17 protein-coding genes and 3 pseudogenes are annotated in these 25,160 nt (G+C 48.5%); 6 read left to right on the top strand and 14 right to left on the bottom strand.

Annotation, left to right across the window (positions count from 1 at the left end; genetic code table 11):
- Positions 1–82: 82 nt before the first annotated feature.
- The 3 genes from FHS16_RS25315 to FHS16_RS25305 form a co-directional block, all read right to left on the bottom strand.
- Positions 83–5,749, bottom strand: a complete 5,667-nt coding sequence (locus FHS16_RS25315; RefSeq protein WP_183569416.1) for an S-layer homology domain-containing protein — start codon at positions 5,747–5,749, stop codon at positions 83–85.
- Positions 5,750–6,205: 456 nt separating this feature from the next.
- Positions 6,206–7,978, bottom strand: coding sequence for an ABC transporter ATP-binding protein (locus tag FHS16_RS25310; protein WP_183569414.1), 1,773 nt, complete (start codon positions 7,976–7,978; stop codon positions 6,206–6,208).
- Between the two features lie 12 nt (positions 7,979–7,990).
- Complete coding sequence (locus FHS16_RS25305; protein ID WP_183569412.1) at positions 7,991–9,733, bottom strand: ABC transporter ATP-binding protein; 1,743 nt, start codon at positions 9,731–9,733, stop codon at positions 7,991–7,993.
- A gap of 352 nt (positions 9,734–10,085) precedes the next feature.
- On the opposite strand from FHS16_RS25305, the gene FHS16_RS25300 reads away from it, so the two are divergent.
- Complete coding sequence (locus FHS16_RS25300) at positions 10,086–11,156, top strand: glycosyltransferase (RefSeq protein WP_183569405.1); 1,071 nt, start codon at positions 10,086–10,088, stop codon at positions 11,154–11,156.
- 25 nt (positions 11,157–11,181) lie between these two features.
- Here the strand turns inward: FHS16_RS25300 and ssuB are convergent.
- The 4 genes and pseudogenes from ssuB to FHS16_RS25280 form a co-directional block, all read right to left on the bottom strand.
- A pseudogene (gene ssuB / locus FHS16_RS25295) lies at positions 11,182–11,382 on the bottom strand (aliphatic sulfonate ABC transporter ATP-binding protein); the annotation flags it as partial.
- Positions 11,378–11,515: pseudogene (gene ssuC, locus FHS16_RS25290) on the bottom strand (aliphatic sulfonate ABC transporter permease SsuC); the annotation flags it as partial. The pseudogenes ssuB and ssuC, both read right to left, overlap by 5 nt.
- 142 nt (positions 11,516–11,657) lie before the next feature.
- Entirely contained in the window at positions 11,658–12,701 is a 1,044-nt protein-coding gene (locus tag FHS16_RS25285; protein ID WP_183569543.1) for an anthranilate phosphoribosyltransferase, read from the bottom strand.
- 15 nt (positions 12,702–12,716) lie between these two features.
- On the bottom strand, positions 12,717–13,334 hold the full coding sequence (locus FHS16_RS25280) for an ANTAR domain-containing response regulator (protein ID WP_183569403.1): 618 nt from the start codon (positions 13,332–13,334) through the stop codon (positions 12,717–12,719).
- A gap of 324 nt (positions 13,335–13,658) precedes the next feature.
- Between FHS16_RS25280 and nirB the strand changes: the two genes are divergently transcribed.
- The 4 genes from nirB to FHS16_RS25260 all read left to right on the top strand — a co-directional run bounded on the left by nirB (position 13,659) and on the right by FHS16_RS25260 (position 18,544).
- The gene (gene nirB / locus FHS16_RS25275) at positions 13,659–16,103 is read left to right on the top strand and encodes a nitrite reductase large subunit NirB (protein ID WP_183569401.1); all 2,445 of its coding nucleotides are present in this window, start codon (positions 13,659–13,661) and stop codon (positions 16,101–16,103) included.
- Positions 16,104–16,171: 68 nt separating this feature from the next.
- Positions 16,172–16,486 (top strand): nitrite reductase small subunit NirD, encoded by a 315-nt coding sequence (gene nirD / locus FHS16_RS25270; protein ID WP_183569399.1) that lies wholly within the window; start codon positions 16,172–16,174, stop codon positions 16,484–16,486.
- A 136-nt stretch (positions 16,487–16,622) separates the two neighbouring features.
- Positions 16,623–17,399, top strand: coding sequence for a uroporphyrinogen-III C-methyltransferase (cobA, locus tag FHS16_RS25265; protein WP_183569397.1), 777 nt, complete (start codon positions 16,623–16,625; stop codon positions 17,397–17,399).
- A 191-nt stretch (positions 17,400–17,590) separates the two neighbouring features.
- Complete coding sequence (locus FHS16_RS25260) at positions 17,591–18,544, top strand: TRM11 family SAM-dependent methyltransferase (protein WP_246431956.1); 954 nt, start codon at positions 17,591–17,593, stop codon at positions 18,542–18,544.
- Between the two features lie 13 nt (positions 18,545–18,557).
- Here the strand turns inward: FHS16_RS25260 and FHS16_RS25255 are convergent, their stop codons facing one another.
- From FHS16_RS25255 to FHS16_RS25225, 7 genes and pseudogenes are all read right to left on the bottom strand, one after another.
- Positions 18,558–19,334: an alpha/beta hydrolase gene (locus FHS16_RS25255; RefSeq protein WP_183569541.1), complete on the bottom strand. Its 777-nt coding sequence runs from the start codon at positions 19,332–19,334 to the stop codon at positions 18,558–18,560.
- Between the two features lie 175 nt (positions 19,335–19,509).
- Complete coding sequence (locus FHS16_RS25250) at positions 19,510–19,974, bottom strand: divergent PAP2 family protein (RefSeq protein WP_312891086.1); 465 nt, start codon at positions 19,972–19,974, stop codon at positions 19,510–19,512.
- A 158-nt stretch (positions 19,975–20,132) separates the two neighbouring features.
- Complete coding sequence (locus FHS16_RS25245) at positions 20,133–20,987, bottom strand: MBL fold metallo-hydrolase (RefSeq protein ID WP_183569384.1); 855 nt, start codon at positions 20,985–20,987, stop codon at positions 20,133–20,135.
- Between the two features lie 59 nt (positions 20,988–21,046).
- Positions 21,047–21,176: pseudogene (locus tag FHS16_RS25240) on the bottom strand (ABC transporter permease); the annotation flags it as partial.
- 471 nt (positions 21,177–21,647) lie between these two features.
- On the bottom strand, positions 21,648–22,127 hold the full coding sequence (locus FHS16_RS25235) for a carboxymuconolactone decarboxylase family protein (protein WP_183569382.1): 480 nt from the start codon (positions 22,125–22,127) through the stop codon (positions 21,648–21,650).
- Between the two features lie 181 nt (positions 22,128–22,308).
- Positions 22,309–22,899 (bottom strand): DUF3885 domain-containing protein, encoded by a 591-nt coding sequence (locus FHS16_RS32505; RefSeq protein WP_183569380.1) that lies wholly within the window; start codon positions 22,897–22,899, stop codon positions 22,309–22,311.
- 48 nt (positions 22,900–22,947) lie between these two features.
- Positions 22,948–23,466 (bottom strand): GNAT family N-acetyltransferase, encoded by a 519-nt coding sequence (locus FHS16_RS25225; RefSeq protein ID WP_221226471.1) that lies wholly within the window; start codon positions 23,464–23,466, stop codon positions 22,948–22,950.
- Positions 23,467–23,801: 335 nt separating this feature from the next.
- Here FHS16_RS25225 and FHS16_RS25220 point away from each other — a divergent pair, with 335 nt between their 5' ends.
- A complete protein-coding gene (locus FHS16_RS25220; RefSeq protein ID WP_183569376.1) occupies positions 23,802–25,073 on the top strand; it encodes an outer membrane protein assembly factor BamB family protein in 1,272 nt (423 codons plus the stop codon).
- The last annotated feature ends 87 nt before the right edge of the window (positions 25,074–25,160 follow it).

The following is a 25,160-nucleotide window of genomic DNA, read 5'->3' as shown; positions in this document are numbered from 1 at the left end:
TTTAAAATAAAACGCCCCGTCCCACTATTTGAAGTGGAACGGGACGTACAGCTTTAGATCGAGTTTTCAATCCGCCTCTTGCTTATATAGCGCTCTGTTTATAATCGAGCGCTGCCAGCAAGAGCGTTACGACCTCTGCTCTCGTCGCGTTCGATTGCGGAGCAAAACGGTTGCCTCCCGTGCCTTCAACAAGGCCTGCGGTCTGAGCCGCTGCAATGTAAGGATGCGCCCATACCGGAATGCTGCTTACATCGGCAAACGTTGGCTTCGCATTGGCATCAACCTTTATGCCAAGAGCACGCACGAGAATGACGGTCATTTCCGTTCTAGTCAATGCGCTTCCCGGCCTTAATGTATTGTCCTCGTAGCCTGCAATGACTTTATCTTCTATGAGCTGAGCGAAGAATGAGCGAGCCCAAGCAGGAACCTGGCTTGCATCAGCGAAATTGAGCTGCCCTCCCGTTGCTTCCAGCTTAAATGCGCGACCGACCATTGTAATAAATTGCGCTCTAGTCGCTTCATCGCTTGGCCTGAAGGTACCGTCTCCGAACCCGTTAACGAAACCAAGCGTTACGGCCTCTTCGATCGCTTTCGCAGCCCAGTGGCTGCCCACATCGCTGAATTCCGATCCTTCGTTTCCGCCAGGCGTTGGCGTCGGCGTTGGTGTTGGCGTTGGCGTCGGCGTTGGCGACGTTGTTGGCGGCGTTGGCGTTGGAGCTGCTACGCTCACGTCAACGATGCGTCCCTCGACCGCAGCTTGTATCGTTCCGAGATTATTAATGTGCTCAATGAATACCTCATAATCAACGATGTTCAGCTCATGCTGGCGTCCTGCATCCTTCGCCTGCTTCATGGAGCGGTAGAAATCTCCGCCATTCGCCATAAACGAATTGGTAGCCACAAAATAATACGCTGCTTCATCGATCGGACTATAAGAACCGTCCGCGTTTTTAAGTTCCACCTTCGTAATGCGTTGTCCCGCTTGCGTCAGTTGACCGTTTGCGTCTAGTATCTCCGGCTGCTTCTTGCTGTCATAGTAGAAGCGCATGCCTGACACCTGCGGGAAGCGGCCTTGTCCTGTAGCTATTCCGCTCACGCCGTTTTCCAGCGCCGCTATAATTTCTTGTCCTGTCATCCGCAGCGCCGTCAGGTTGTTGCCGAATGACATAACCGAAAGCAGCTCGCCTAGCGTAATATCTCCGTCTTGCTTGCCTTCTCCGCTAATCTTAATCGATTGACGGATGCCTCCGCCATTCTGAATCCCCACAAAGCCTTTTACATCATACTGCTGCAATACCGGCGTGCTGGCCACGATACTCTTCACTTTTGCGACCATACCATCAGTCACTAGATTGCCCAGATTCGTTTCTTTGGCGCGTACAGACTCGCGTGCGCCGTCAAGCAGTACGTTCGTTTTTCCAATAACTTCACGTTGAATTTCGGCGACTCCGTCACTGAACGGCTCCAGCATTTCCGTCGCTTCCGGATCTGCAGCAGAAGTTGCAATATCCAGCAGCTTGCCGTTCCACTTCGTAAGCACGCCAGCTTCATTGAATTTCAAATCCAGTCGGCCCAAATATTTGTTATAATCCTCAGCCTGAACGACCAGCGTTGGCTCCGATTCGGCATGGAACACTTTAGGTGCATCGACCTTTGTATGGCTGTGACCGCCTACAATGACATCGATACCCAATACTTGCTCAGCCAGCACCAGGTCAAAGCTATGTCCTAGATGCGTTAAGGCTACAATCTTGTTGATACCCTTGTCTTGAAGCATGTTGACCGTTTCTTTCGCTTTGGCGATATAATTCTCGAAAATAATGTTCTCGCCTGGCGATGCAAGAAACTTCGTATCCTCGGTCGTTAAGCCGAATACGCCGATTTCCTCTCCGCCTTCTTCTAGAATGATAGCATCGTAAATCTTACCGTTCCCAGCCGTTTGTCCTACCGCTTGGTCAGCCAAGAATCCGCTAAGCTCCGGCTCCTTGCTGAAATCGATATTGGAGCTAACGAACGGAAATTCCGCATTTTTAATGAAATTAGCCAGCACGGAAGGACCTTTATCAAACTCATGATTGCCAAATACCATCGCGTCATAGCCAAGCTTATTCATAAACGCCAAGTCCGCTTGGCCCAAATATTTGTTGAAAAACAGCGTACCCGAGAACACGTCACCCGCATCAAGCAGGATCGAGTTAGCCGAAGTGCTGCGAACCTGTTTAACTGCCGTGAACCGTTTGGCAACATTGGCAAGGTTGGCATGCGAGTCATTGACATGCATAATCGTTACGGCTAGACCCGCTGTGAAATCCAGCTGCGCGAGCAGCGGATCATGATCGCTTACCCGGCCATGCTCGGCTGCAAAATCAGCATTCACATGAACGACATCGATAACAGCGTTATGGCCCGTGTCCTGATCTACTAAAATGTGATCCAGCGTTTGCGAGTTGCCGTCGTAAATATAGGAATAACGTTCGGAGACGTCCAGCTTATCAACCAGATTCGTTAGCTCCGAGCCTTTCAGCTTGTTTAACGTTTCCGAGAACTGAAAATCGTTAAAATCGCCTAATACGACGACGCTTGCTTCCGAATCCTTTGCTTTCAGCTCCTGAACAAAGCCATTTATCGTCTCTGCTTGTTTCGCGCGTTGAACCTCGCTGCTGCGGATTACCGGCTGAATATTCCCCCATGGCTTGCCGTCCCCGCCCTTGGAGTTCAAATGGTTCGCAATCGCGACTACCCGCTTCCCGTTAAAAAGAAATTCCGCAACGAGCGGCTTGCGCGACGCATTGAAGGTGGACGCGTCTGCGGAGCCGATCCGTCCTGGGTTTTGTGTCAAGGTTCCATCTGCGTCCACAGCTATGGCTGACGCAAAGTCACCTTTGGTTCCTGGAGCAAGCGTAACGCGATCGGCCTTATACAAGAAGCCTACGCGGATGTTGCCTCCTGGCGCGCCGCCGTCCTTGTTATTCTCTGGAGCGATATCCGTATAGGAGTACGTAGCCCCGCCTTTTTCTTTTATCGCATGGATAAGCGTTTGGAAGCTTTGGGAAGCGTCAGTTATGCCGGTATCCTTCTCGCCGTCATTGTCCTGAACCTCCATCAAACCGATAATATCCGGCTGCTTCATGTTCGTAACGATAATCGAAGCAATTTTGCCTGCTTTTACCGTATCCGCCGCGCTGAAATTTTCGACGTTAAACGTAGCAATCGTCAGCTTCTCACCATCAGGCTGGATAGTAGTAACTTTCTGAGCGTTCGTGCTGCGCGTAATTGCCGGCAATGCTTCCGTTGGTAACAGCTTGTACAAATCGCCTGCGTATTGAATGACGCCAACGATGCTGCCGTTGAATGCATCGCCTGTTTTAATCTCTTCACCTGCCGGCTTCGAGCCGCCGATGAACAGCTTCTGAGGATTAAGGCTGCTGTCCGTGCTGTCTAAACCATTGCCTTGAAGCACGAGGCCTCCGGCAGCCGTCCGAATAGCATTTTTCGCAAAAGCGCCGTTATCGATCGCCACTGGAATTACCGCGTTCGCATAAGGTCCCGTAATCGTCGGTTTTGTTACCTCAACAAGCATGCCTTCTAGGCTTTCGAAGAAGTCAATTGCGTCAACCTCAGGATTAAAAGCGCCAAAGCTGTCTGTATCGATCATGCTCGGTACGATGCGCTCTTTTGCCTTATCCTCATTTTTTCCTAATAAAGCCGCCATAGGGAGCACGTTGTTGCCGGATACCTTTTCAATTGCAGAAGCATTGATTTGAGTAACAGTGAGAGAGGGGCTGGCGCCGTACTCTTCTACCGTTCCCGCAACGGAAACAGAATCCTTCACCGCTAAACCATGCCCAGGCTTGTACACTTGAATGGCTTCCGATGTTTTCGGATTGTCATCCTGCTTCGCATCTGGTGTCTGCATGTAGAACGAGTTCGTGCTTACGGAAGTTATGATGCCTGTTACATTGGATACTTTCACATTATTATAAATGGATGAATGCGCTTCGCCTTGGATCGTGTGGATGGCGATGCCATCTGTATTCGCGAGCACCTTGTACGTAAAGACCGCAACTTCACTCGTCTCGCCGCTGGCCGTTACGACCGCTTTGATCACAGTATCCTCGTTCAAAACAATTGGTGCCGCATAAATCGTTCCGATCGTTGCAGAAGGTGTGGCTCCATCCGTTGTATAACGAATGACTCCGCCTGCAGCTAGCGTGTTCAGTTCAATAGATGCGCCTTCATTAATATTTCCAGAAGGAATGCTGGCTTGCACGGTCAGCCTCTTCTCGACAATGTCGAGCGGCGAGCGAGGCAGAACCTCAAGCCCCACGCTGGAGTGATAGGTCATGACGCCGGTTACCAGCTCGAATGTTTTCCCAGCGACAAACGCGGCATCTGAGGAATAGATGATTATTTTGCCGCCGCTAACCGTGTCCGTTGCCGTAACAACCCCGCCTGCCGCGCTTTCAACGGTTATGTTCTCAAGCTGTACGAGACGGCCCTCGAACTGGCTGCGGTTTTCGATCGTTTTGCCAAAGCTTGTAGAATCTGCGCTTGCCGGCGCAGGTAAAGCAGTGGAACCTGTAATCTTCGTATTTTCTACGGTCGCCTCCAATTGAAGCAGACCGGAAAATTCGGTCAGCTTGCCATAGGCTTCAATGAGATTGCCGGGCTTTGCCTCGGTGCTGCTTGGAACGCGAACGATAATCCCATTACTCGCATCCTGTACGAAAAGATTGACGAACGCGCCCGAGTCAGCCCGATGCGTAACGATTCCACTCAGCGTAGCATTCGTGCCTATTGCCGCTGCGCGAGCATCGGCGATCGTACCCAGGTTCGATATGCTGTATGCAAACTCGCGCAACGGACTGCTTGTCAGCCCTTCTTTTGTGGCGTAAGCATGAACCGTTGTCGGCTCCGTTACTTCGATCGCAGAGATGCCCGGCTGGTACCAAGTGAAATCCTCAGGATCAACCTGCGTATCACCTACTCCGTATACACTGTAGTACACGCTGGCCCCTATGGTCGGGGTAGATAGCTTAATGACCGTGCCTAGCTTTACGGCTCCCGGAGTGATATCCGTCTTAACCGCCTCGACTTCCTGCGCAACTACGCCGTAAGACGAATTGCGCGGCTCGGGTGTCGCGACTTCAAAGTCCGTGCTGTTGTTATCCGTATCGAGAGCTCTATCGCCAGGAAGAAGCGACTTGCGTATTGCCGCTTTTGTTGAACTTAGCGCTCCGGTTGGTGCTGACTCCAAGGTCTCAGGGACACTCACCGTCCCGTAGCCTACAGTATCTACTACTGCAGAAGAACTGTTATACAACCTAACCTTTCCATTTGATCCGCCCATTCCGATTGTACCAATCAAATCTGGTGAGGTTAAATCTGTTGTACCGCCGTTTCCTTTCTGAAGCTGTATTAAATAGTATTGGCCTGCGCCAATTTTTCCCGATAATTCAAGTGCATCTTTTTTTTCTGGATATGCCGCAGCATCTGCTGATGCATAAGCGATATACCAGCCCGTGAGCGTTATGTCAGATGATGTAGGGTTATACAATTCCACGAAATCATTTCTAATAACCGCTCCGCTGTTTCCCCCGCCGCCAAACACTTGCGAGATGACGATATTGCCATTCTCTGAAGCAGCCTGAACGGAACCTCCGATACCGCTCAGCGCGCTCCCGGCAACGAGAACAGCTGCAAGCAGCATGCACGCTTTCTTTTGTATTCGTTTAACAAGCTTCTGCATTTTATTTCTCCTCTCTCACTCCAGATTTCATACATTGCCCTTAATATTCCAATGTAAGCGTAAAGAAAATTTGTCATCGCAATATCAGTTTGAAATTAAGTTCTAGTAAAGATGCACATTTGTTCAAGAACGACAATAAAAATCCCCTTTCTTCAAAACATGCATGACATCCTTTAACAGACTATCGCATTAATGAAGGCTGGGGATTATCGCTTTGGGCCCAAAGCAGCTAGACTTGCTCAATTTAATGTAAAGTAAACTGACATTAAACTTATTGAAGAGTATACATTGGAACAATTTCCCTGTCAATTCGTAGAAGGATGTGATTTGATAGGTAGAAATACAGGGCTATAGTCATAAAAAAAAGCACCATTCACAAGACTATTTACGTCAAGTATATGGCACCTTTTACTCATTTCACTAGAATTAGTTCGTTAGTGCGATTGATTCCGCTCTTCAAGCCTCATTCGGCATCCCTGCTGTCTCCAGCATTGCCTTCTCGCCTTTCTGAAGCTGGTACATCTTATAATACCTGCCTTCAAGCGCCATTAACGCCTCATGGTTGCCGCGCTCCACAATCTCGCCCCGATGCAGCACGAGAATTTGATCAGCCTCGCGAATGGTAGACAGCCGATGCGCAATAACGAGCGTTGTCCGCCCCTCGCTGACAACGCGGAGCGCCTGTTGGATTAGCCCTTCCGTCTCGCTGTCTATGCTCGCAGTCGCTTCATCAAGTATAAGAATGGATGGATCGAAAGCAAGCGCCCTTGCGAAGGAAATCAACTGCCTCTGCCCCGAAGACAGCGTACTGCCGCGTTCTACCACAAGCTCATCGTAGCCGCTCGGCAGCTGCTCGACAAACGGCGCGGCGCCAACATCCTTCAGCACGCTTTTGACCCGTTCAATCGTGATGTCTTTATTGTAGAGGCTGACATTGAATTTAATGTCCCCCGCAAATAAATACGGATCCTGGAGCACGATCCCCATATGCTTGCGCAGCTCTTGCTTCGAATAACCCGATATGCTGCGTCCATCGATCGATATCGTCCCTTGGTCCGGTTCATAAAATCCGAGCAATAGGTTCATAATTGAGCTTTTGCCCGATCCCGTATGGCCGACCAGCGCCACGGTCTCCCCCTTGCGAGCATCGAATGAAATCCGTTTAAGCACGTTTTCGCCTTCTTTATAAGCGAAGGTCACGTTATCGAATTTGACGACGCCATCCGGTTTTTGCACCTGATGAACCTCTTCAACCTCCATCCCTTCCATATCCAGAATAGCGAATACTTTCTCTGCGGAAACGAAAGCACGCTGCGCATTCGTCAATTGATCGAATATACCGATAATCGGTTGAAAAATGCGCCCTAAATAATCAATAAACGCGTAGAATACGCCGTACATAATAGCCGTTTCGAGGGATTGGCGGCCAAAATACCAAATTACCATCGCTGTAACAAGAGCGCCAATCGTACCTACGATATTCCTTGAGGACAAGGAAAAGACACGGAACTGCTTAATCTGATTGACATATCTGTCCTCGTTAAGCACCTCGAATTCCTCAAGCGTCACCTTCTCGCGGCGAAAAGCCTGAATAATGGGCATAACGACGATTGATTCATTAATCATGGCATTCATATCGCTAAGTCTGGCACGCATAACCGTAATATATTTTTTGGAATATTTCAGATGCACGACCATAATGAGCGCGAATAGCGGCGGAAGCAGCAAGCAGAAAAGCGCTAAGCGCACATCCAATATAAACAACGCCGTGAAGATGCCTAACAGCTGCACAAAGCTCACAACGAAGGTAGCCATGAAGCTCATAAATAAATCACGTACAGCCTCCGTGTCGTTGGCGATTCTGGAAACGATTTGGCCGATTGGCGTATTGTCGAAGTATCGCAGCGGAATCCGCTGAATATGCCGCATCAAATCCATACGCATGTTCTGTATGATGCGCAGGGCGGTCGATTGCAAAATATAGGACTGCGAGAAATTTCCAATGCTCGCTACGAGCAGAAGCCCCATATAAAGCACAAGCAGCCATAGTACCGGCGCCAGCTCTTCGCCTCCCGTAGACAAATGCTTGTCAATAATCGTTTTTATAATAAAAGGACCGCCAAGCTCGGCTCCTACCGCGCAGCAAAGAATAAGCAGGGCGCCGATAATTCTAAATTTATAGACGAGAGCATATGCGAATAGTCTTCTCGCCGTCGATTGCTTTGGCATGCTAGAACCTCCTCATTCTTCCAAGCTTGCTTCCATTTGCTGCCTATCCCACTGTTCTTTATACCAGCCCCCGAACAGCATAAGCTCGTCATGCGTTCCCTCTTCGACGATACGTCCTTCGCTCAGAACGATAATCCAGTCCGCATGGCTGACGGCCGAGAGGCGGTGGGTCGCGATAAATGTCGTTTTCCCCTCGCGCTCCAGCCTGATGTGGTGAAGGATTCGGCTTTCGGTTCGGGCATCTACCGCGGACAACGAATCGTCCAACAGCAGAATTTCAGAGTCGACAAGCAAGGCGCGCGCAATGGCAAGCCGCTGCTTCTGCCCGCCAGAGAGCATGACGCCGTTCTCGCCGACGACCGTTTCCAGCCCTTGCGGCATTTGGGCAATATCCTCCGTGAATGAGGCCATCTCGACGGCGCGAGCAATGTCCGCTGCCGTCGCGGCCGGCTTCCCAAGAGCGATATTGTCGCGGATTGACTTCGAGAGCAGCAAATGCTCCTGCGGAACATATGCCACCCAGCGCCGTATCTGATCAATCGCGATTTGCTCGATTGGGAAACCGGCGATCATGAGCAGCTCTCGGTCCAACGGATATTGCCGCAGCAGCTGCTTCAGCAGCGTGCTCTTGCCGCTTCCGGTTTTGCCTACGATGCCAAGCGTCTGTCCGCGCTCCAGCTGGAGCGTGATATCTTCCAGAGCCGGCTTGCTTGCAGACGGATAAACAAAGGTCAGCTTCCGCATTTCGATCCTGCCCGGCACGTCAACGTGCGCCAGCTTATCCGCATCTTTAAGATCCGGCTGCTGGTTCAGAGCCGTATCCAGCCGATCGGCTGAAGCGCTTCCGCGCTGCAGTACATTAATAAACTCGCCAAAGGAAATCATCGGCCAAATCAGCATGCCCAAATAAATATTGAACGAAATCAGCTGCCCCAGCGAAATCTCATCCTGAAAAACAAGATACGAGCCATAGCCGATGCCGATGGAATAGCTGATTCCTACAATTAATGAAATAATCGGCTGGAACAGGGCGTTGAGTACCGATACCCTTTTGTTTTTGAGCATAACGTCATTCGTAACGCGATTGAATGCATGCAAATCGTCATTCTCCTGCACATAAGAGCGGATTACGCGAATGCCTGAGATCGACTCCAGCGCGTGGTCATTCATTTTGCCAAAGGAGGCCTGCGCGTCCAGAAAGCGGGTTCTTACCTTTTTGCCAAGCTTGCTGATCACGACCGCAAGCAGCGGAAGCGGTATGAGTGCCGCGATCATCAGCTTGTAGCTGACTAGCGAAACCATCATAATAACAACGACGGACGCGCCTACGAGCGTGTTGACAAGCGTCATGACGCCATAGCCTGCTGTTTGTCCGATTGCCAATATATCATTTGTTGCAAGCGCCATAAGCTGCCCCGTGCTGTTGCGTTGGAAGAATGCGGGCGTCATCCGCGTTAAATTCGCGAGCAATCGTCCCCTCAGCACCTTCTCTATAAGCGCCGAGTTGCCGAACAGCGTCGTTATCCATATGTAAACCATCACATAGAGCAGCACCGCTAGACCTATGAGCAGAAGAACCGTTTGCGTAAGTCCAGACGAGGTCAGCTCGCCTTCACGGATGTGATCGACCGTTCTTCCGATTAAATTAGGCGGTATCGTTGAGAGCAAGCTAACGAGCGCCATAATGCCTATTGCGAGCGCATAGCTCCCCCACCGATCTTTAAAAAACCACCGGAGCCGATTAACAAAAGACATGAGATCCCCCTTTTCCTAGTACCAGCTTTCAGTATAGCAGTATTCTGCAGACTAATTCACCTATTCATTTTCACTCGGCAAGCACAATTAGAAAAAGGAGCGTCGGCCTGCGCCCGCTCCCTCTCTGAATGATTGCAATAGTCTTCTAGGCGGCTTTGATAAACGATGGCAATCGGATATCGCTCATTACCTCCGCTACACCTGTTATTTTACCACTATTCAGGAGGTATAAGGAGAAGGGAGCGAGTCTATTTAAAACAATGATTGTTCTTTATAACGAATATGATATGATCATTTTATAGCCTATAAACGAACTTGCATTGAAATTCAATCCGCTCCGGAGGTGAAGCGCATGACTGTCTCCATTAGTGTTATCTTGCCCATATACAATGCCGAGAAGTGGATAAGAGACTGCTTAGACAGCATTATCAACCAGCCATTCCGTCATATCGAACTGCTGCTCATCAATGATGGATCCACCGACCAAAGCGGGGCGGTCTGTGAGGCATTTGCCGCGAGAGACTCACGAATTAGAGTCATGCACAAGCCTAACCGCGGAACGAGCAGCGCGAGAAATATCGGATTAAAGGCTGCTACGGGCAAATACATCTCATTTGTAGATGCGGACGATGTAATTGACGAACTGTTCTTCGTCAAGCTTTATGCGGCTGCGGAACAATTTGAATGCGAGACTGTTATTTGCGGATATGAGTCTTTGCAGAAAAGGGAAGAAAAGCCGCCGCAATTCACGCTTCATACCGTCATGAATGGCAAGGAGCTTGTGCTCAGCGCCGAACGAGCCCATTCCGGCAATGAGCTTTGCTTCGTGTGGCGCTGCCTGTTTCTCCGCAGCTTGATTGAAAAGAGGAATATCAGGTTTCAAGAGGGGTTAACCATCGGCGAGGATATGATCTTTTTACTTGAGGTTGTGCTGGCCGCCGATCGCGTATATGCGATTCCAGATCTTCTATACCGCTACAACACCCATAATAATGCAGATAGTCTTACGCGTTCCTCCTTTAGGCCTCATTTGGAGAAATGCTTGATTCTGCAATATGAGCTAAGGAAGCGTCTTTCCGACAAAACGGGTCTGCTGGTTAATGATAGGTATCGAAAGGATATGGCCTCCTATTATATTGGCGAGATCCGCTCCATGTTGATTACGAATATGAAGAGCAACCCGGAGGACATTACCAAAGCGGATATGAAGCGTATTCTTCATCTGAAGATGATGACGGACAGCACAATGCAGCTTGGCTTCGCTTACAAATGCGGCAGCCTGAAAGAGTATCTTTACTATATCGCATTTAAATACAAGCTAGCTACCCTGCTCTTTCACTTTGAATTCGGCAGGCGTTCCAAGCCTGCGAGACGTTTCAGCCTGTTCCCCGGCTTATTCGGTAGAAGCAAGAACGGCATATAGGTGAATCATTCAAACGAAACTTACGTTAAATCGAATACGCCGTTTCTCTTTGCAAGCCATGCTTGTCGCGCACGAGTATCCGATCCAGGATCAGCTTCTCGAAATGTACGAAATCATTGTCACGCTCGCGCGGACGATCCAGCGTAATCGCCACATAGAGTGCGATATGCCCGCTTTCAATCAAAATAACACGATCCGCCAGTGCAACAGCTTCACTGACATCATTTCAACAGCCATTGCTCAAGCAGCTTAGCAGCCGTATCTGACAGTTTACCGAGTACCGCGTATAGAATAATGGCCAGCACCACTACATCAAGCCGCATGAATTCACGGGCATTCATTGCCATATAACCGATTCCCCTTATCACTCACAGAAAGCTTGCTCGAAGCGCGAAACACCAGCACATCAAAAAGACTGTCTCGGTTGGCAAAAATGCCTTCTGAGACAGCCATATGATGTCATGTTTTCGGCTATCGTATTCTATCCGTTCCCGCCTGCGGCTAGCTGCTGCAGGGCTGCGCGCTTTGGCTGCGCATAACGGTCTGCCATTTGCGGTACAAATCCCACGCTGCGCCATTATCAAGCAGATCCTTGCAAATGTAAATGCCTTCCTCGATCGAGTCGACTTTCTCCGCCAATTGAAGCCTTACAGCTGCATTGAGAAGCACTTGATTAGCAAAGGCGAGATGGCCGCGCCCTTGCAGGATCGCTTCGGACTCCAGCACCTGCTCCGCCGGCGTCCAGTCTTTATCCGGGACCGCCGTCTCGAGCCCGTAAGCATCCGGATCAATAACGTTAAGCTGCGATTGTCCGTTCTCCACGAAATAAGTCCGAGTAGGGCGCTCGATAAACAGATCCTCCGACCCTTCTGTACCCTGAACAATCAGTGCCTTCTTATAGTTCAGATTATTCGCCAGCTTCGCCATCCGTTCAAAAACAGTGTTGTGGTACACGCCGAAAATGAGATACGGCGAATAGGAGTAATCAATGAGCTTCTCCGCCGTATTGAGCACCGTACGCATGCCAAGCTCAACCCGTATCGAACGCAGCGACTTTAACGGCGGACACCACTCCTCGACAGGCACGTACAGCACGCCAGTCTCCTTCGCCGCCTGAACGATACGGTCTCTTGAAAGCAGGTCAGCGTCAATGCCTGATTCCTTCAGCAGATCATGCAGCGTAATCCCCCATTTGGGCGGCAATGAGGCTGAGCCGTGCAGCGTGACCGGAAGTCCTGCGGCTGCCAGGACAAACGAGGTCGCGAAAGTGGCATAGAACGATTTCCTCCTGCCGTCATAAGGGCCCGCGCAATCAAGGCCTTGCTGAATCGGCGCACGATACGCATGCTTCCGGCAGACGTTAACGAAAGCTTCAATTTCCTCAACGCTTTCCATTTTAATTCGTTCAGCAACGAAAAAAGCGCCTATTTGCGCCGGGGTCGCCTTAAGCTCCAGAATGGCAGTTGCTGCCTGCAGTGACTCCTCATAACTGAGATCCCGTGCTCCCCTTTTACCCCGGCCAACTTCCTTTAACAGGTTGATCATCATCGCAAAGCCCCCTTATTTTTGATCCTGAAGGATTTGATAGACCTTAACGATAGATGTAGCCACATCCACCATGCGTTTCCGTTCATTCATGGCTTGCTTGCGCAGCACATCATAAGCTTCCGCTTCAGAAATATTTTTGATTTTGCATAAAATGCCTTTGGCCATATCGATCCACTTCCGCTCTTCAAGCCTGCTTTCGAGCTGCTTCCGCTCATTCATCCACTGCAGGCGCTCAAAGCATTGCTTGGAGCCGAAATGAAGAGCCCAGTGCAGCTCTTGCTCGCTCATGGAGGGTGTAAGTATGCCATCCACTTGAATGTCATCCTCGCAGAATGCCGCCGACTGGGATGCTGCCGCTGCACTGCACCACCAAAGCAACGGAACCGTTTTTTGCTTCAGCAGCCTTCTTCCCCATTGCTTTACTTCATTAAGAGGGACATGTAGAACGACTGCGTCTGCGGCGACCATTTGCAACTCAGCCTTCTTCTCATCCACTGCGCGAAGTACCTGATAGCCGTAATTCTCCAATAAATATTTCGGCGTTTCTTTCTTGGACAGCTGATCCAACTGAGGGTCCGCCATCGCCCCCTCGGTTTCCGTACGATGATCGACCACTAACAAAGAACGCATTTGGAAGCGCCCCCTCCTATTTCGACTTTTTGTGAACACAGCACAAGCCGATACCTTTGTGATTATATATAACATACAAAACGGCATATTGTCACTAAGCAAGTTTTTTCACCGATATCCATGTTAACTATCTTGACACGAAGCTGTAAGCCGTTGTATATTTACCATATCAAATTCATATCTTTCACGAGTACAACGGTGTATTCGTTATAAGCGGCAAAGAAGCCTGCTTTCGATTTCCAAGGGGACGTGCGTTTTCCCATGGATCGAGGCAGGCTTTTAATTCGTTTTCGCATAGACAGAGAGTGAGAGGAGAGAAATACAATGACTACAACGAAGAAAAAATTAGTACTCATCGGCAACGGAATGGCGGGGGTTCGCGCAATCGAGCATTTATTAAAACTTTCTCCGGAGGGCTATGACATCACGATCTTCGGCTCAGAACCTCATCCTAACTATAATCGAATTATGCTGTCTTCCGTTCTAGTAGGCGGTGCCGATTTGCAAGAAATCGTCATTAACGACTGGGAATGGTATAGAGAAAATAACATCACGCTCCATACTGGCCACAAAATAACCAAAATCGATACGGACCGCAAGAAGGTTATCTCACATCAGGGCATCGAAGCCGCTTACGATACACTCATTATTGCGACAGGCTCTAACCCGTTCATGCTTCCGCTTCCGGGGGCAGACAAGGAAGGCGTTATCGGTTTCCGTGATATCAAGGACTGCGAAATCATGATGGACACTGCGAAAAAGTATAAAAAAGCAGTCGTCATCGGGGGTGGCCTGCTTGGTCTTGAAGCTGCTCGCGGCTTGCTTCACCTCGGCATGGAAGTGCATGTTGTCCATATCCATAACCACTTGATGGATCGCCAGCTTGATGAGGCAGCTTCAAGAATGCTGCAACGTGACCTCGAAGCGCAAGGCATGCAATTTCTATTAAATAAACATACAGCAGCGATCAAAGGCAAACGCCGCGCAACAGGCCTTGCTTTCACTGACGGAACTGAGGTTGACGGTGATCTGGTCGTTATGGCGGTTGGCATACGTCCTAATGTCGAGCTTGCTAGAGCAGCCGGCATCGAGGTTAACCGCGGAATCGTAATTAACGACTTCATGCAAACGAGCGTGCCTGATATTTATGCAGTCGGTGAATGCGCCGAGCACAGAGGTATCTCTTACGGCCTCGTAGCTCCACTTTATGAACAAGGTGCCGTTATGATCAAGCATTTGGTCGGCGTAGAAACGGCAGGTTATGCTGGCTCGGTAACCTCGACGAAGCTGAAAGTTTCCGGCGTAAATGTATTCTCTGCTGGACGTTTCGCAGATACGCCAGGCACTCGTGCTCTGAAGATTCAGGACGATTTGGCTGGCACCTACAAAAAAATTGTTATCCAAGACGGCAAGCTCGTTGGCGCTGTCCTCTTCGGAGATACGGCTGACGGCGCAGAGTTGTTTGCTTCTATTAAAAGCGGCGAATCTATCGCAGGACGCGAAAAGGAAATTTTACTAGGCATTTCCTCCGATCTGCTCGGTCAATCCTCCAGCGGCAACAGCCGGCTTGAGTCCATGTCCGATGATGAGATCATTTGCGGCTGTAATGGCGTATCCAAAGGCGATATTGGCGATGCCGTTCTAAATAAAGGGTGCAATACGGTAGGAGCCATCAAAGCGTGTACGAAAGCATCCGCCTCCTGCGGCGGCTGTAAGCCTCTTGTCGAAGGGCTGCTTCACTTATATGCCGGCGATGCGGTTGGCGAGACGGTCAAAGAAGGTATTTGCGGCTGTACAACCCATTCGAGAGATGAAATCGTCGCAGAGATTACACGCATGAATCTGAACTCAACGAAAGAAGTCATGAACGTACTTGGATGGAGCAACCCTGAGGGGTGCACGAAATGCCGTCCAGCACTCAACTACTATCTGGGTATGATTAATCCAGAGGAATACGTGGATGAGAAGGAATCACGGATTACCAACGAACGCTTCCATGGCAATATCCAAAAAGACGGAACGTATTCGGTAGTACCGCGCATCTACGGCGGCGTCACCTCCCCGGCCGATTTGAAGAGGATCGCCGAGGTCGCAGAGAAATACGATGTGCCGATGGTGAAGTTCACGGGCGGCCAGCGTCTCGACTTGCTAGGTGTTAAGAAAGAGGATTTGCCGAAAATGTGGGCAGATCTCGATATGCCCTCCGGCCATGCTTACGGCAAAACGCTGAGAACGGTCAAAACCTGCGTCGGCTCCACCTTCTGCCGCTTCGGCACGCAGGATGCGATCGGTATGGGCATCAAGCTGGAGAAGGCGTTCGAAGGGCTGAACGCACCAGCTAAAGTGAAGCTTGCCGTATCCGGCTGCCCGCGGAATTGCGCGGAAGCAACGATCAAGGATTTCGGCGTAGTTGCTATTGACGGCGGCTGGGAGCTTCATGTAGGCGGCAACGGCGGCGTGAAGGTTCGCGAAACCGATCTTCTCTGCATCGTGAAAACAGAAGATGAGGTCATGGAATGGTCCTCCGCATTCCTGCAGCTTTACCGGGAAAATGCACAATGGAACGAGCGTACCGCACAGTGGATCGAACGCGTCGGTCTGGAATACGTCAAAAAAGGACTTGAAAATCCGGAAGACCGTCTCGCTCTCAAATCTCGTATCGATAAAACACTGAGCCTAACGACCGATCCTTGGAAGCAAATCGTTGAAACGGATGAACTCCGCAAAAACTTCGAGCAATTGAACAGCGCTCAGCCGGTACAGCTGTAATATATGTTGGATGCGTACGTTATCCAAGTCAGCATGGATCAACTAAACTTTCCAGGAGGGATATTCCCATGACTACAAAACTGCTAGTTGCAAATTTATCCGAAATCGACGTAAAAGGATCCCGCCGCATCAAGGTGCAGGATATTGAAATAGCCGTATTCCGCTTGACAGACGGCAGCGTGCTTGCTGTCGAGAACAAATGCCCGCATAAGGGCGGTCTTCTATCGGAAGGAATGGTGTGCGGCTCAGCCGTACACTGCCCTCTCCATGACTGGAAAATCGATTTGCGCAGCGGCAAAGTACATGAACCGGATGATGGCTGCATTACGACCTTCGAAACAGAAATCGACAGTGTGAGCGGCTCAATCTACGTTACGATTTGAGGATAATGCCCGAATGCTAGGAAGCAGTCTGCCTATCTTAGATTAATGGTTAGCTAGAGACATACCTCCATCGCTTTATTGCAGGATCCCAAAGCATTGGACACTAAAACGGCTTAAGAGCCGGAGGGAGCATCCTATGAGAAACAAAACGGCAGGCAAGGTTTATATAGTAGGTGCAGGTCCAGGCGATCCTGAGCTCATATCCGTAAAAGCGATGCGGCGTATTCAACAGGCTGACGTTATTCTCTATGATCGCCTTATTAGCAAAGAATTATTAGCCTATGCCGGTCCCCATACAGAACTTATCTATTGCGGCAAGGCACCCGGCTCCCATGCGATGCCCCAGCATCTTATCAATGAAGCATTGGTTCGCTTAGCGCAAGATGGCAAAACGGTCGTACGCCTCAAAGGCGGAGATCCTCTCGTCTTCGGAAGAGGCGCCGAGGAAGCGCTAGAACTGGCTACATGGGGAATCGAGTATGAGATCGTTCCCGGCATCACTTCAGCCATCGGCGCAGCTGCTGCTGCCGGAATTCCGGTTACCCACCGTGAATATGCCGCTTCCTTTGCTTGCGTAACAGGGAGCAGATGCCACGGAGACAAAACGCCTATCCGGTGGGATTTGCTTGCGCACGGCGTCGATACGCTTGCCATTTATATGGGAGTGAGCGAGCTTCCGGCTATTCGCGAAGAGCTGCTGAAGCATGGAAAGTCCGCAGCAACACCCGTAGCGTTAATTGAGCGCGGCACGACGAAAAGGCAGCGTACCATCGTTGGCACGCTTGCGGATATCCACACGCTCGCCATAACGATGAAGCTTGCGAATCCGGCCCTCATTATCATTGGCGAGGTTGTACGGGTCCGCGAACGGCTTATGCAAGCGGAGCAGCATGCGGTAGCACTCATTGGATAACAGCAAGTGGAGCTATAATTCGATACCATCCTTTACATGAAGGCGACAGCGGCAGCAATTGCCATTGTCGCCTTCTATTGCTTTTCGGCTTGGCCACTAAGCACGCTTCTTCCCTCCTTTTTCTTTGTCTGGTCTTCATTTTCCTGTATACTAGAAGCTTCAACTCGTTTTTATAAAGGATGCGACTCCACTTGGAAACAAGAAATGATGTACCGTTATATTTATATACTTATGGCTCAAGGTTGGAAGAAACGGAGCTCTGCTATTTGGAAATGCGTTCTTTTTTCGATAAGCAATCCGACTCTGGACTGTTGATGAGCGAAATTGCTGTCCATCCCGATCGAAGTCCTTTTATGAGAGAGCGAATTGAGGTACTCTACCAAGGCGAGCAGCTTGCGGATATCCTTGAGCAAGTCAAGCAAATTGAGCTTCGCGATGAGACGTTTAAGGTTATTTTTGTCAAAATGAGCGATCTTTCGCCCGAGGATAAAATCGATTTCGATCAGATGCGCCTAGTCGAGAGAGAGATAGGCATTTATATAGAAGGAGAAGCCGATATGCGGAATCCTGATCGCATCTTCGGCCTTGTTTATTGGGGTGGACGTTACTATTTCGGACATTATATTAAGAGCAAAGCGGTTTGGCTTACACAAATTCAGAAACCTCGCAGTTATTCCATTGCGCTTAGCACTCGGGTCGCAAGAGCCGCAGCCAATATTGCCGTGCCGTTCCCAAGCGGGAAGACCGCCATTGACCCGTGCTGCGGAATCGGTACCGTGCTGGTTGAAGCGCTATCGATGGGGATCGATATCGTCGGAAGAGACATTAACCACTTCGTTGTTCAGGGAACGCGCGAGAACTTAGCGCATTTCGGATTGGAGACATCGGTCATCTGTGGCGATATCGCAGATGTTACCGATCATTACGATGCGGCGATTCTAGATATGCCCTACAACCACTTCTCTACTACTACACCCGAGAAGCAGCATGAATTGCTCATACATGCCCGCCGCATCGCTAACAAGGTGATTGTCATCACTGCAGAAACGGTCGATGCGTTCATTGCAGAAGCAGGATTCACGATAGTTGATCGCTGCACGACAAGGAAAGGCAGTTTTGTCAGGCAAATCCTCGTTTGTGTCTAACCGATACGGGTGATTAACCTTGAAAGCCGTTCCATGCCAGCCATGAGGCGCAGGCAGTCGTCCATTCCTTCGTATGCGCCTCACTCTCAGCCAATCCCAAGCCATGATGGCCTTTCGCATATACATGCAGGTCAAAGAGCACGTTATGCTTTCGGAGAGCGGCCGCAAACATCAGGCTGTTCTCCACAGGCACGGCTGCATCATCCGACGTGTGCCATAAGAAAGTTGGTGGTGTATCCTCGGTGACTTGCAGCTCGCTGCTTAGCTGCCTTACTTTAAGCGGATCCGGCTCGGCCCCTAGCAGGTTCGATCTTGATCCTGCATGGGCAAACGGGTCCAGCAGCGTTATAACGGGATAGCAAAGCACGAGCAGATCGGGACGGGATGACTCGCGTTCAATGACATCCTCGGCATCTTTATTCCCGGCATCAAAGCTGGTTCCTGCATTAGAAACCAAATGACCGCCAGCGGAGAAGCCAAGCAGCCCCAGCTTATTCGGGTTGATTCGGTATTGCTCTGCTTTGAACCTCACGGTACGAATAGCCCTTTGCACGTCAAGCAGCGCGCACGGATATTCATAAGGCGCAACCCTGTATCGCAAGACAAACGCCGATATGCCTAAACTGTTCAGCCACTGCGCAATCGGTTCTCCTTCATGGTAAGCTCTAACGCCGTAACCGCCGCCTGGGCACACGATAACAGCCGGCGCTTGCTCTCCTTCGACGAGATAAGGCGTAATTGCTGGACAATCCTCATCTTCATTGCTGCGTGCGAACGGCGCTCCATGCATCCACAATAATTGCTCCGCCACTTGAATAACCCCCTAATTAATGGTATGTATCATCATCCCTGATTCATTATATACCTAACCAGGCAGACCAGCTATCTGATATTAGACAAAAAAGGCTTAAGCCTGGTGGCTTAAACCTGTGTTTTCGATAAAGGCTCATGATGAGGCCGAGACGTTACCTCCTGAAAGAAGTAATTCCTCCTATAAAGCCAAAAAGCGCGCCGAGCACCGACCCGGCAGCGACCTCACGCGGTTGATGACCAAGACTTTCCTTAAGCCGTTCGCGTCTACGCTTATGATAAATCCCCGGATGCTTTCCAGCTAGCCGTTCGACATCCTCATCCAAATCATTTACCTGCACCGCAATTTCGCCTGCATGCCTTCGAATATTCATTGCATCATACATTACTACAATGCTAAGCATCGCCGATATTGCAAATTCAGGCGTCCTCACACCGTATTTCGTAGCGGTATAGGCAGTTAACGCCGTAACGCCGCTTGAATGAGCGCTCGGCATGCCGCCTGATCCAATCGCTCTGCGCAAGTCCCAATGCCCCGTTTTCGCGTAATGCAGCGGAAGCTTTAGCAGCTGAGCTGCTCCAACCGCTGCAAGCGCAGTCAGCAGTCCTCTATTTGACACAGCCGTCACCTCCATTCCTTCTGCTTCATCATTTTGTCCTAATGAAGCAAAATCATGTGGTCAGGAATCGAGATGCTTTAATTAATACACAACCCGCAGGCAGCTTTCCGGCACCAATCCAGCATTCATTAAGCACTAATCCAACTGCAAACGCGATCCTACTTCATATAAATGAAACGCTCACCCGGCGCAAACATGTGGAACTTTTTCGCAGGATAATTGCGCTGAATATAATCAACAAAATAAGCCGGGTTCTCATCATTATGCGGGAATAAACCATAGTGCATCGGAACGAGCATATCCGCATTGATTTGCACAGCTATTTCTACAGCCTCGCGATAGTTGCAATTGCCGACAATGCCTTGTCCGCCGCGCACAAAATCTCTTCCGTTTATCGGAAGCAAAGCTATATGGACTTGCTTGCTCCGCAGCCATTCCACAAGCTCTGGAAATCCTACTGTATCACCGGCATGGTATAACGTTAGACTGCCTAATTGTGCTGCAAATCCAAGAAATTTATGCTCGCCCGCTTCATCCTGTTCGAATTGCTCATGCTTAGCGGCAAAAGCCTCTAACCGAACGCCTTCGGCAAGCTCCAGAGTTTGACCATGTGATATTCCGATTAACTGCTCGTCCTGCAAGCCCCATTCCTTTAATAAAGGCAGATGTGCTTTAGGAACGATGAAGCGCGTCTTCTCCGATTCGGCAATTACCTGCAGCGTCTGCTTGTCCATATGATCCTCATGATGATGGGAGCAGACCACAAAGTCAACGCCCAGGCAATCCGCAGGCTGCAGCGGCGATTCGAAAGCACGTGACCACGGCGGGCCGCTCAGCTCATACACCCAATTCGTCAAATACGGATCAAATAGAATGGTTGTCTCCTTCCATTTGACCAGGAAGCCCTCCTGCCCCAGCGCCCATAGCGAAAGCGCATGCTCAGGCAGCTCGGTCTCCATAATTTGCTTTACCAATGCGGCGCCGCTGTTATAGATCTTCACGACATTCATCATCCCTTCTCTTCCATAGGTTGTAGACGGAGTTCCTTTGTAAACCTCCGCTTATAGCTCAGCTAGCTCAGAATAATGCTCGTTATCGCAGCAGAGCTGGCGAAGGCGAATACGATTATGGTAGCGCACCGCTTCAACTGGGTCAGCTCCGGCGATGATCATGCCTGTCATCATGCCGGGCAGCTGGATAATCGCTGCGTGAACAAAGTCATTCTTCCGATCGCCGTTGCAGCCAAATGGTTTTGATCCGTTAACTTCATAATATAGTAACCATTTGGTCTGCAAAAGCGAACATTGCATTTCTCCAGAACGACTTTGTTCCCTCCGCCTGCGCAGCTCATCCCTTATTTCTTATTTCAACTTATTTAAACGATGAAACACTTCATAGCATCTAACTTTAAAATAGTTCCTTTTACAAAAGATGATGAATAAAAGTCATTATTTCAACTCTATCTCAAGGCGATAACTTTTACAATAAAAGGTACTGGAATGAGCGACATAATGGTCTATTTCACCTTGGCAAAAACACGGAAACAAAACAAAAGGAGAACCGCAAACATGCGGCTCCCCTTTGTCCAACTTAAACCAATTATCTTCCCGTTTATCTGAAAAAAAAGGTAATTCGATTAATGCAGCTAGCCGTAATCAACGATTTGCAACTACTTAGCTCAGGCCCGCTTTCGTCAATCCATACTGTACGTCAGCGGAACCAGGTACATACTTGAATGCTACGTTTACACGGTTCCAAGCATTAATCGCCATGACCGAGAAAGTCAAATCTGAAATTTCTTTTTCAGAAAATTGACCGCGTACTCGGTCATAAAGCTCATCCGGTACACCATGCTCAGGCAATTTGGTCAAAATCTCGGTCCATGCCAGCGCAGCCCGTTCGCGTGGAGAGAATAGCGTTGATTCGCGCCAAATCGAAATATGGTAGAGGCGTAGCTCCGTCTCGCCATGGATTTTAGCTTGCTTTACGTGCATGTCCAGACAGAATCCGCAGCCATTCATTTGCGATGCCCGAATATGAACAAGATGAAGAATTCCACCTTCAATCGAACTATCCTTTTCAGACATGCTGAATGCCATCATTCCTTTGAAAAGCTCCGGCGATTGCTGCATATAATTTAAGCGTTGTGTCATTGTTGTGTACCTCCTGATTTTTTTTGACACTAATAAAACGATCGATCACTTTAATCTGTGACATCGCATTTTATTATTTTCGCCGATCTTATATTTGCAATCCAAAAATGCTTATTCATCTTTTAGTGCATATCATTAAAGCAACTCAAATTTCCGCTTTATATTCTTGGATTATATCTATTTATAATTTGAAGATAGATTCGATACTTTCTCTATCGTAATCTAATATCCAGTGATTAAAATCAGAATACAGATGCTGGAGAGGCTCCTTTGTGTTTGAGACTATATCTAAGCCTCTGCTGTCATATAAATAAAAAATCGTATTTCGCGTTATATTTACGAAAAAGAATCTATATCGCGCGAAAAGAAACATGGCTGGTTTAATGTCCGTTACTTTGCAACGCAATACATAACACAAAGAAACCCAATCAACTTCCTCTTCGTCAGATCTCGTAATACGATTACAAATAAGGTTCTTTAAAGTCTCCCTCCTTTTTACCCCTTTTTTAAAAACATTTATCTTGTTTGGCTTACGATTTCTTTTAACGTTTAGTAATGAAACGATAAATATTTCATCACTTTCACTATGTGCATTTTTAAATAGTTGGGTAGTACGAAAGTGAAATTGTTCTCTGTATTTCTCATCAGAAACCAATGGATTCGGGTCGCCAATTTCAAATCGAATGCCTATATCTGCGTTATAAAACAGAGGAGATTCCAATTCCAGTCTTGGAAACTTGCTTATGAGATAACTATCAAGTGATGCTGACACGACTCCTCACCCATTTCTAAAAATGCTTCCCCATCTATCCTATACCGTTCAATCATTAGGTTTAACTTTCATGAAAAACAGATTTAAATCGTCATCCGCACACACAATGGCACCAGGGGTGACTGGTAGTTGTTGATACATCAACCCCCTGCCATCCGGTATATATCCCCGTTTTGCGTATAAACGCTGAGCATTGCCATAGCTTCGGTACAGCCCAACGCCAATTCCCACTTTTCCATATTTCTCAAATGCTATTTTCTCGATGGCTTCCATTAATTCATTTCCAATTCCGAGCTTTCGAAAGGGAGGAATAACATTAAAATCATTAATTTCCGGAATGCCATTTTCAGCAAAGTAAGGATAATCAGATGTAGCAAGAAGATGCAAGCTTCCCGTAAACTGACCTTGATAAAAGGCTAGCAGCGATATTCTTTCTCCTGCTACGTTCTGTTCCCAACACCTCAAAATATAATCCTTAGGTTTTTTAATATGATGTTCCGCGAAAACCCGAAATACAAGATCGACGTCCGATTCTGCCATTCGACGAACTTCAATTGAATGATTCATCATCTCACTCCAATGCTCAATAGCGTTTAAGCTTATTTTACCAAATGACCGGCTGTAGATGAATGCCATGTACAACTATAGATGAATTTTACTGCTCGTAACATCAACTGAAACCACCGACCGTGAGCACCGGTTTCTATTAACGTTAATCCCATACGAATCCGGGCAACCTTTTCTGGGGCATTGCGTTTATAATGAGATAAAGTGAATATATGGAAATTAGAGGAGGACCATCCATGCGTAGAAAAACGATACTTCGAACCACACTTGCAGCCTCTGCCTTGCTCGTTGCCTTACAAATCGGACAATCAGCGGACAATAGAGGTATTAGCCAAGTGTATGCCGAGAAGCCTGTTGTATCCTTTGGTACAGGAAACCCCGGGATTGAAACTCCGTTTGTCCAATCTACCTGGACCACAAAAATCGATAATGGGTATGGTTATAATTCTTCTTTTAACTTGACAACGACGGCTGAGGGTAAGGTTTTCACGTTAAGAGATCAGAAGTTAATTGCATTGAACGCTCAGACTGGAAAAACGATTTGGACTGTTAAAGATCATATGTATTCCATGATTTTCTATCATGATGGAGTTATTTATGGGAATTTAATTGGCGGGGGCCTCTTTGCCCTTTCTGCTTCAAGCGGGAAGAAGCTGTGGCAGTCGAGCGTAATGATTGAAAAAATAAATACTATGGAGGTTTTTGGCGATACGTTATTTGCCCTGATAGACAATTATACCTTTGCATTCCATGTAAAGACTGGAAAGCAGCTTTGGGTAAACACCGGGTCCCAAGTAGCTACCCAACCAAAAGAAGCCTATTATACCAGTTCAGGAATCATGGACGCAGGAGATATCGCATTACGCGCAATCCTATTAAATGAACCAACACAAACGACTCGTCAACTCCATGCCATCGAAAAGAAAACGGGAAAGACGCTTTGGAGCATGAACAACCAAGACGCTCCCTTCAAGATCGAAGGCGGGCTAGCTTACTCCATAAAGCATAATAACCAACCGATAGTTGATGATGCCGAGCGCAGCATGACCGTTACCGTCATTAATGTGAAAACGGGTGAAATAAAAGGCAGTCGCGATTACCGCTGGAATGTAAATGCAGATTCGTACAATGAATATGGCGGCAATGCGCCACACTACTTGGATGGAAATGATTTTTATATCCATCAGAATGGCATTATTGCGAGGTATGATTTTAAAAATTACAAATCAGGGGGCAAACCTCTACAAACTTACTATGAGCCTAGCTACGTTAAAGGGTCATACCCGCTTTATAAAGTTCACCGCGGTCGTATTTTGTTCCGTACGGTGGAGGATGGTTCTCTCTTCAGTATGAAAACAGTAAACGGACAAGAGTTGAGCTGGACTGGAGATAACCCGTCCGCATGGACTGCGATCTATGGAAAAGGTGTTTATCTTGCCCAAACGGATGGCATCCTGCACGTGATCGATTTTGATTCAGGCAAACCGCAGTTCCGGGTGAAAACAGGCGCGCGTCAATATGATCATTTACATAAAGAAGACGGATTCCTCATTATACAGACACCTGACAAACTGATTGGCGTTAAATTGCCTTCTGCTTTTAAGTAATTGAACAAGCTTTGCTGGGTGGGGTCTAGAGTGGACTGTTGATGTTCATGCTCACAACCACTTTCTTTCATTATTCTTTCATAGTGA

Source organism: Paenibacillus endophyticus (genome assembly GCF_014192395.1).
In the GTDB taxonomy this organism is placed as follows: Bacteria; Bacillota; Bacilli; order Paenibacillales; family Paenibacillaceae; genus Pristimantibacillus; species Pristimantibacillus endophyticus.
Note: the sequence above shows the minus strand (reverse complement) of the source record. Positions and strands in the feature narration are given on the sequence as shown.

Bases quoted from the DNA above. Each gene is read 5' to 3' on its own strand.
- FHS16_RS25255 (WP_183569541.1), bottom strand. From the start codon at position 19,334: ATGCATGGAGCGCCGTTCGCACGCAGCAATGAAGATGAGGATTGTCCA.
- FHS16_RS25305 (WP_183569412.1), bottom strand. From the start codon at position 9,733: ATGTCTTTTGTTAATCGGCTCCGGTGGTTTTTTAAAGATCGGTGGGGG.
- FHS16_RS25235 (WP_183569382.1), bottom strand. From the start codon at position 22,127: ATGACACAACGCTTAAATTATATGCAGCAATCGCCGGAGCTTTTCAAA.
- nirB (WP_183569401.1), top strand. From the start codon at position 13,659: ATGACTACAACGAAGAAAAAATTAGTACTCATCGGCAACGGAATGGCG.
- FHS16_RS25225 (WP_221226471.1), bottom strand. From the start codon at position 23,466: ATGAATCATTCAATTGAAGTTCGTCGAATGGCAGAATCGGACGTCGAT.
- FHS16_RS25310 (WP_183569414.1), bottom strand. From the start codon at position 7,978: ATGCCAAAGCAATCGACGGCGAGAAGACTATTCGCATATGCTCTCGTC.
- FHS16_RS25315 (WP_183569416.1), bottom strand. From the start codon at position 5,749: ATGCAGAAGCTTGTTAAACGAATACAAAAGAAAGCGTGCATGCTGCTT.
- FHS16_RS25280 (WP_183569403.1), bottom strand. From the start codon at position 13,334: ATGCGTTCTTTGTTAGTGGTCGATCATCGTACGGAAACCGAGGGGGCG.
- nirD (WP_183569399.1), top strand. From the start codon at position 16,172: ATGACTACAAAACTGCTAGTTGCAAATTTATCCGAAATCGACGTAAAA.
- FHS16_RS25300 (WP_183569405.1), top strand. From the start codon at position 10,086: ATGACTGTCTCCATTAGTGTTATCTTGCCCATATACAATGCCGAGAAG.
- cobA (WP_183569397.1), top strand. From the start codon at position 16,623: ATGAGAAACAAAACGGCAGGCAAGGTTTATATAGTAGGTGCAGGTCCA.
- FHS16_RS25285 (WP_183569543.1), bottom strand. From the start codon at position 12,701: ATGATCAACCTGTTAAAGGAAGTTGGCCGGGGTAAAAGGGGAGCACGG.
- FHS16_RS25245 (WP_183569384.1), bottom strand. From the start codon at position 20,987: ATGATGAATGTCGTGAAGATCTATAACAGCGGCGCCGCATTGGTAAAG.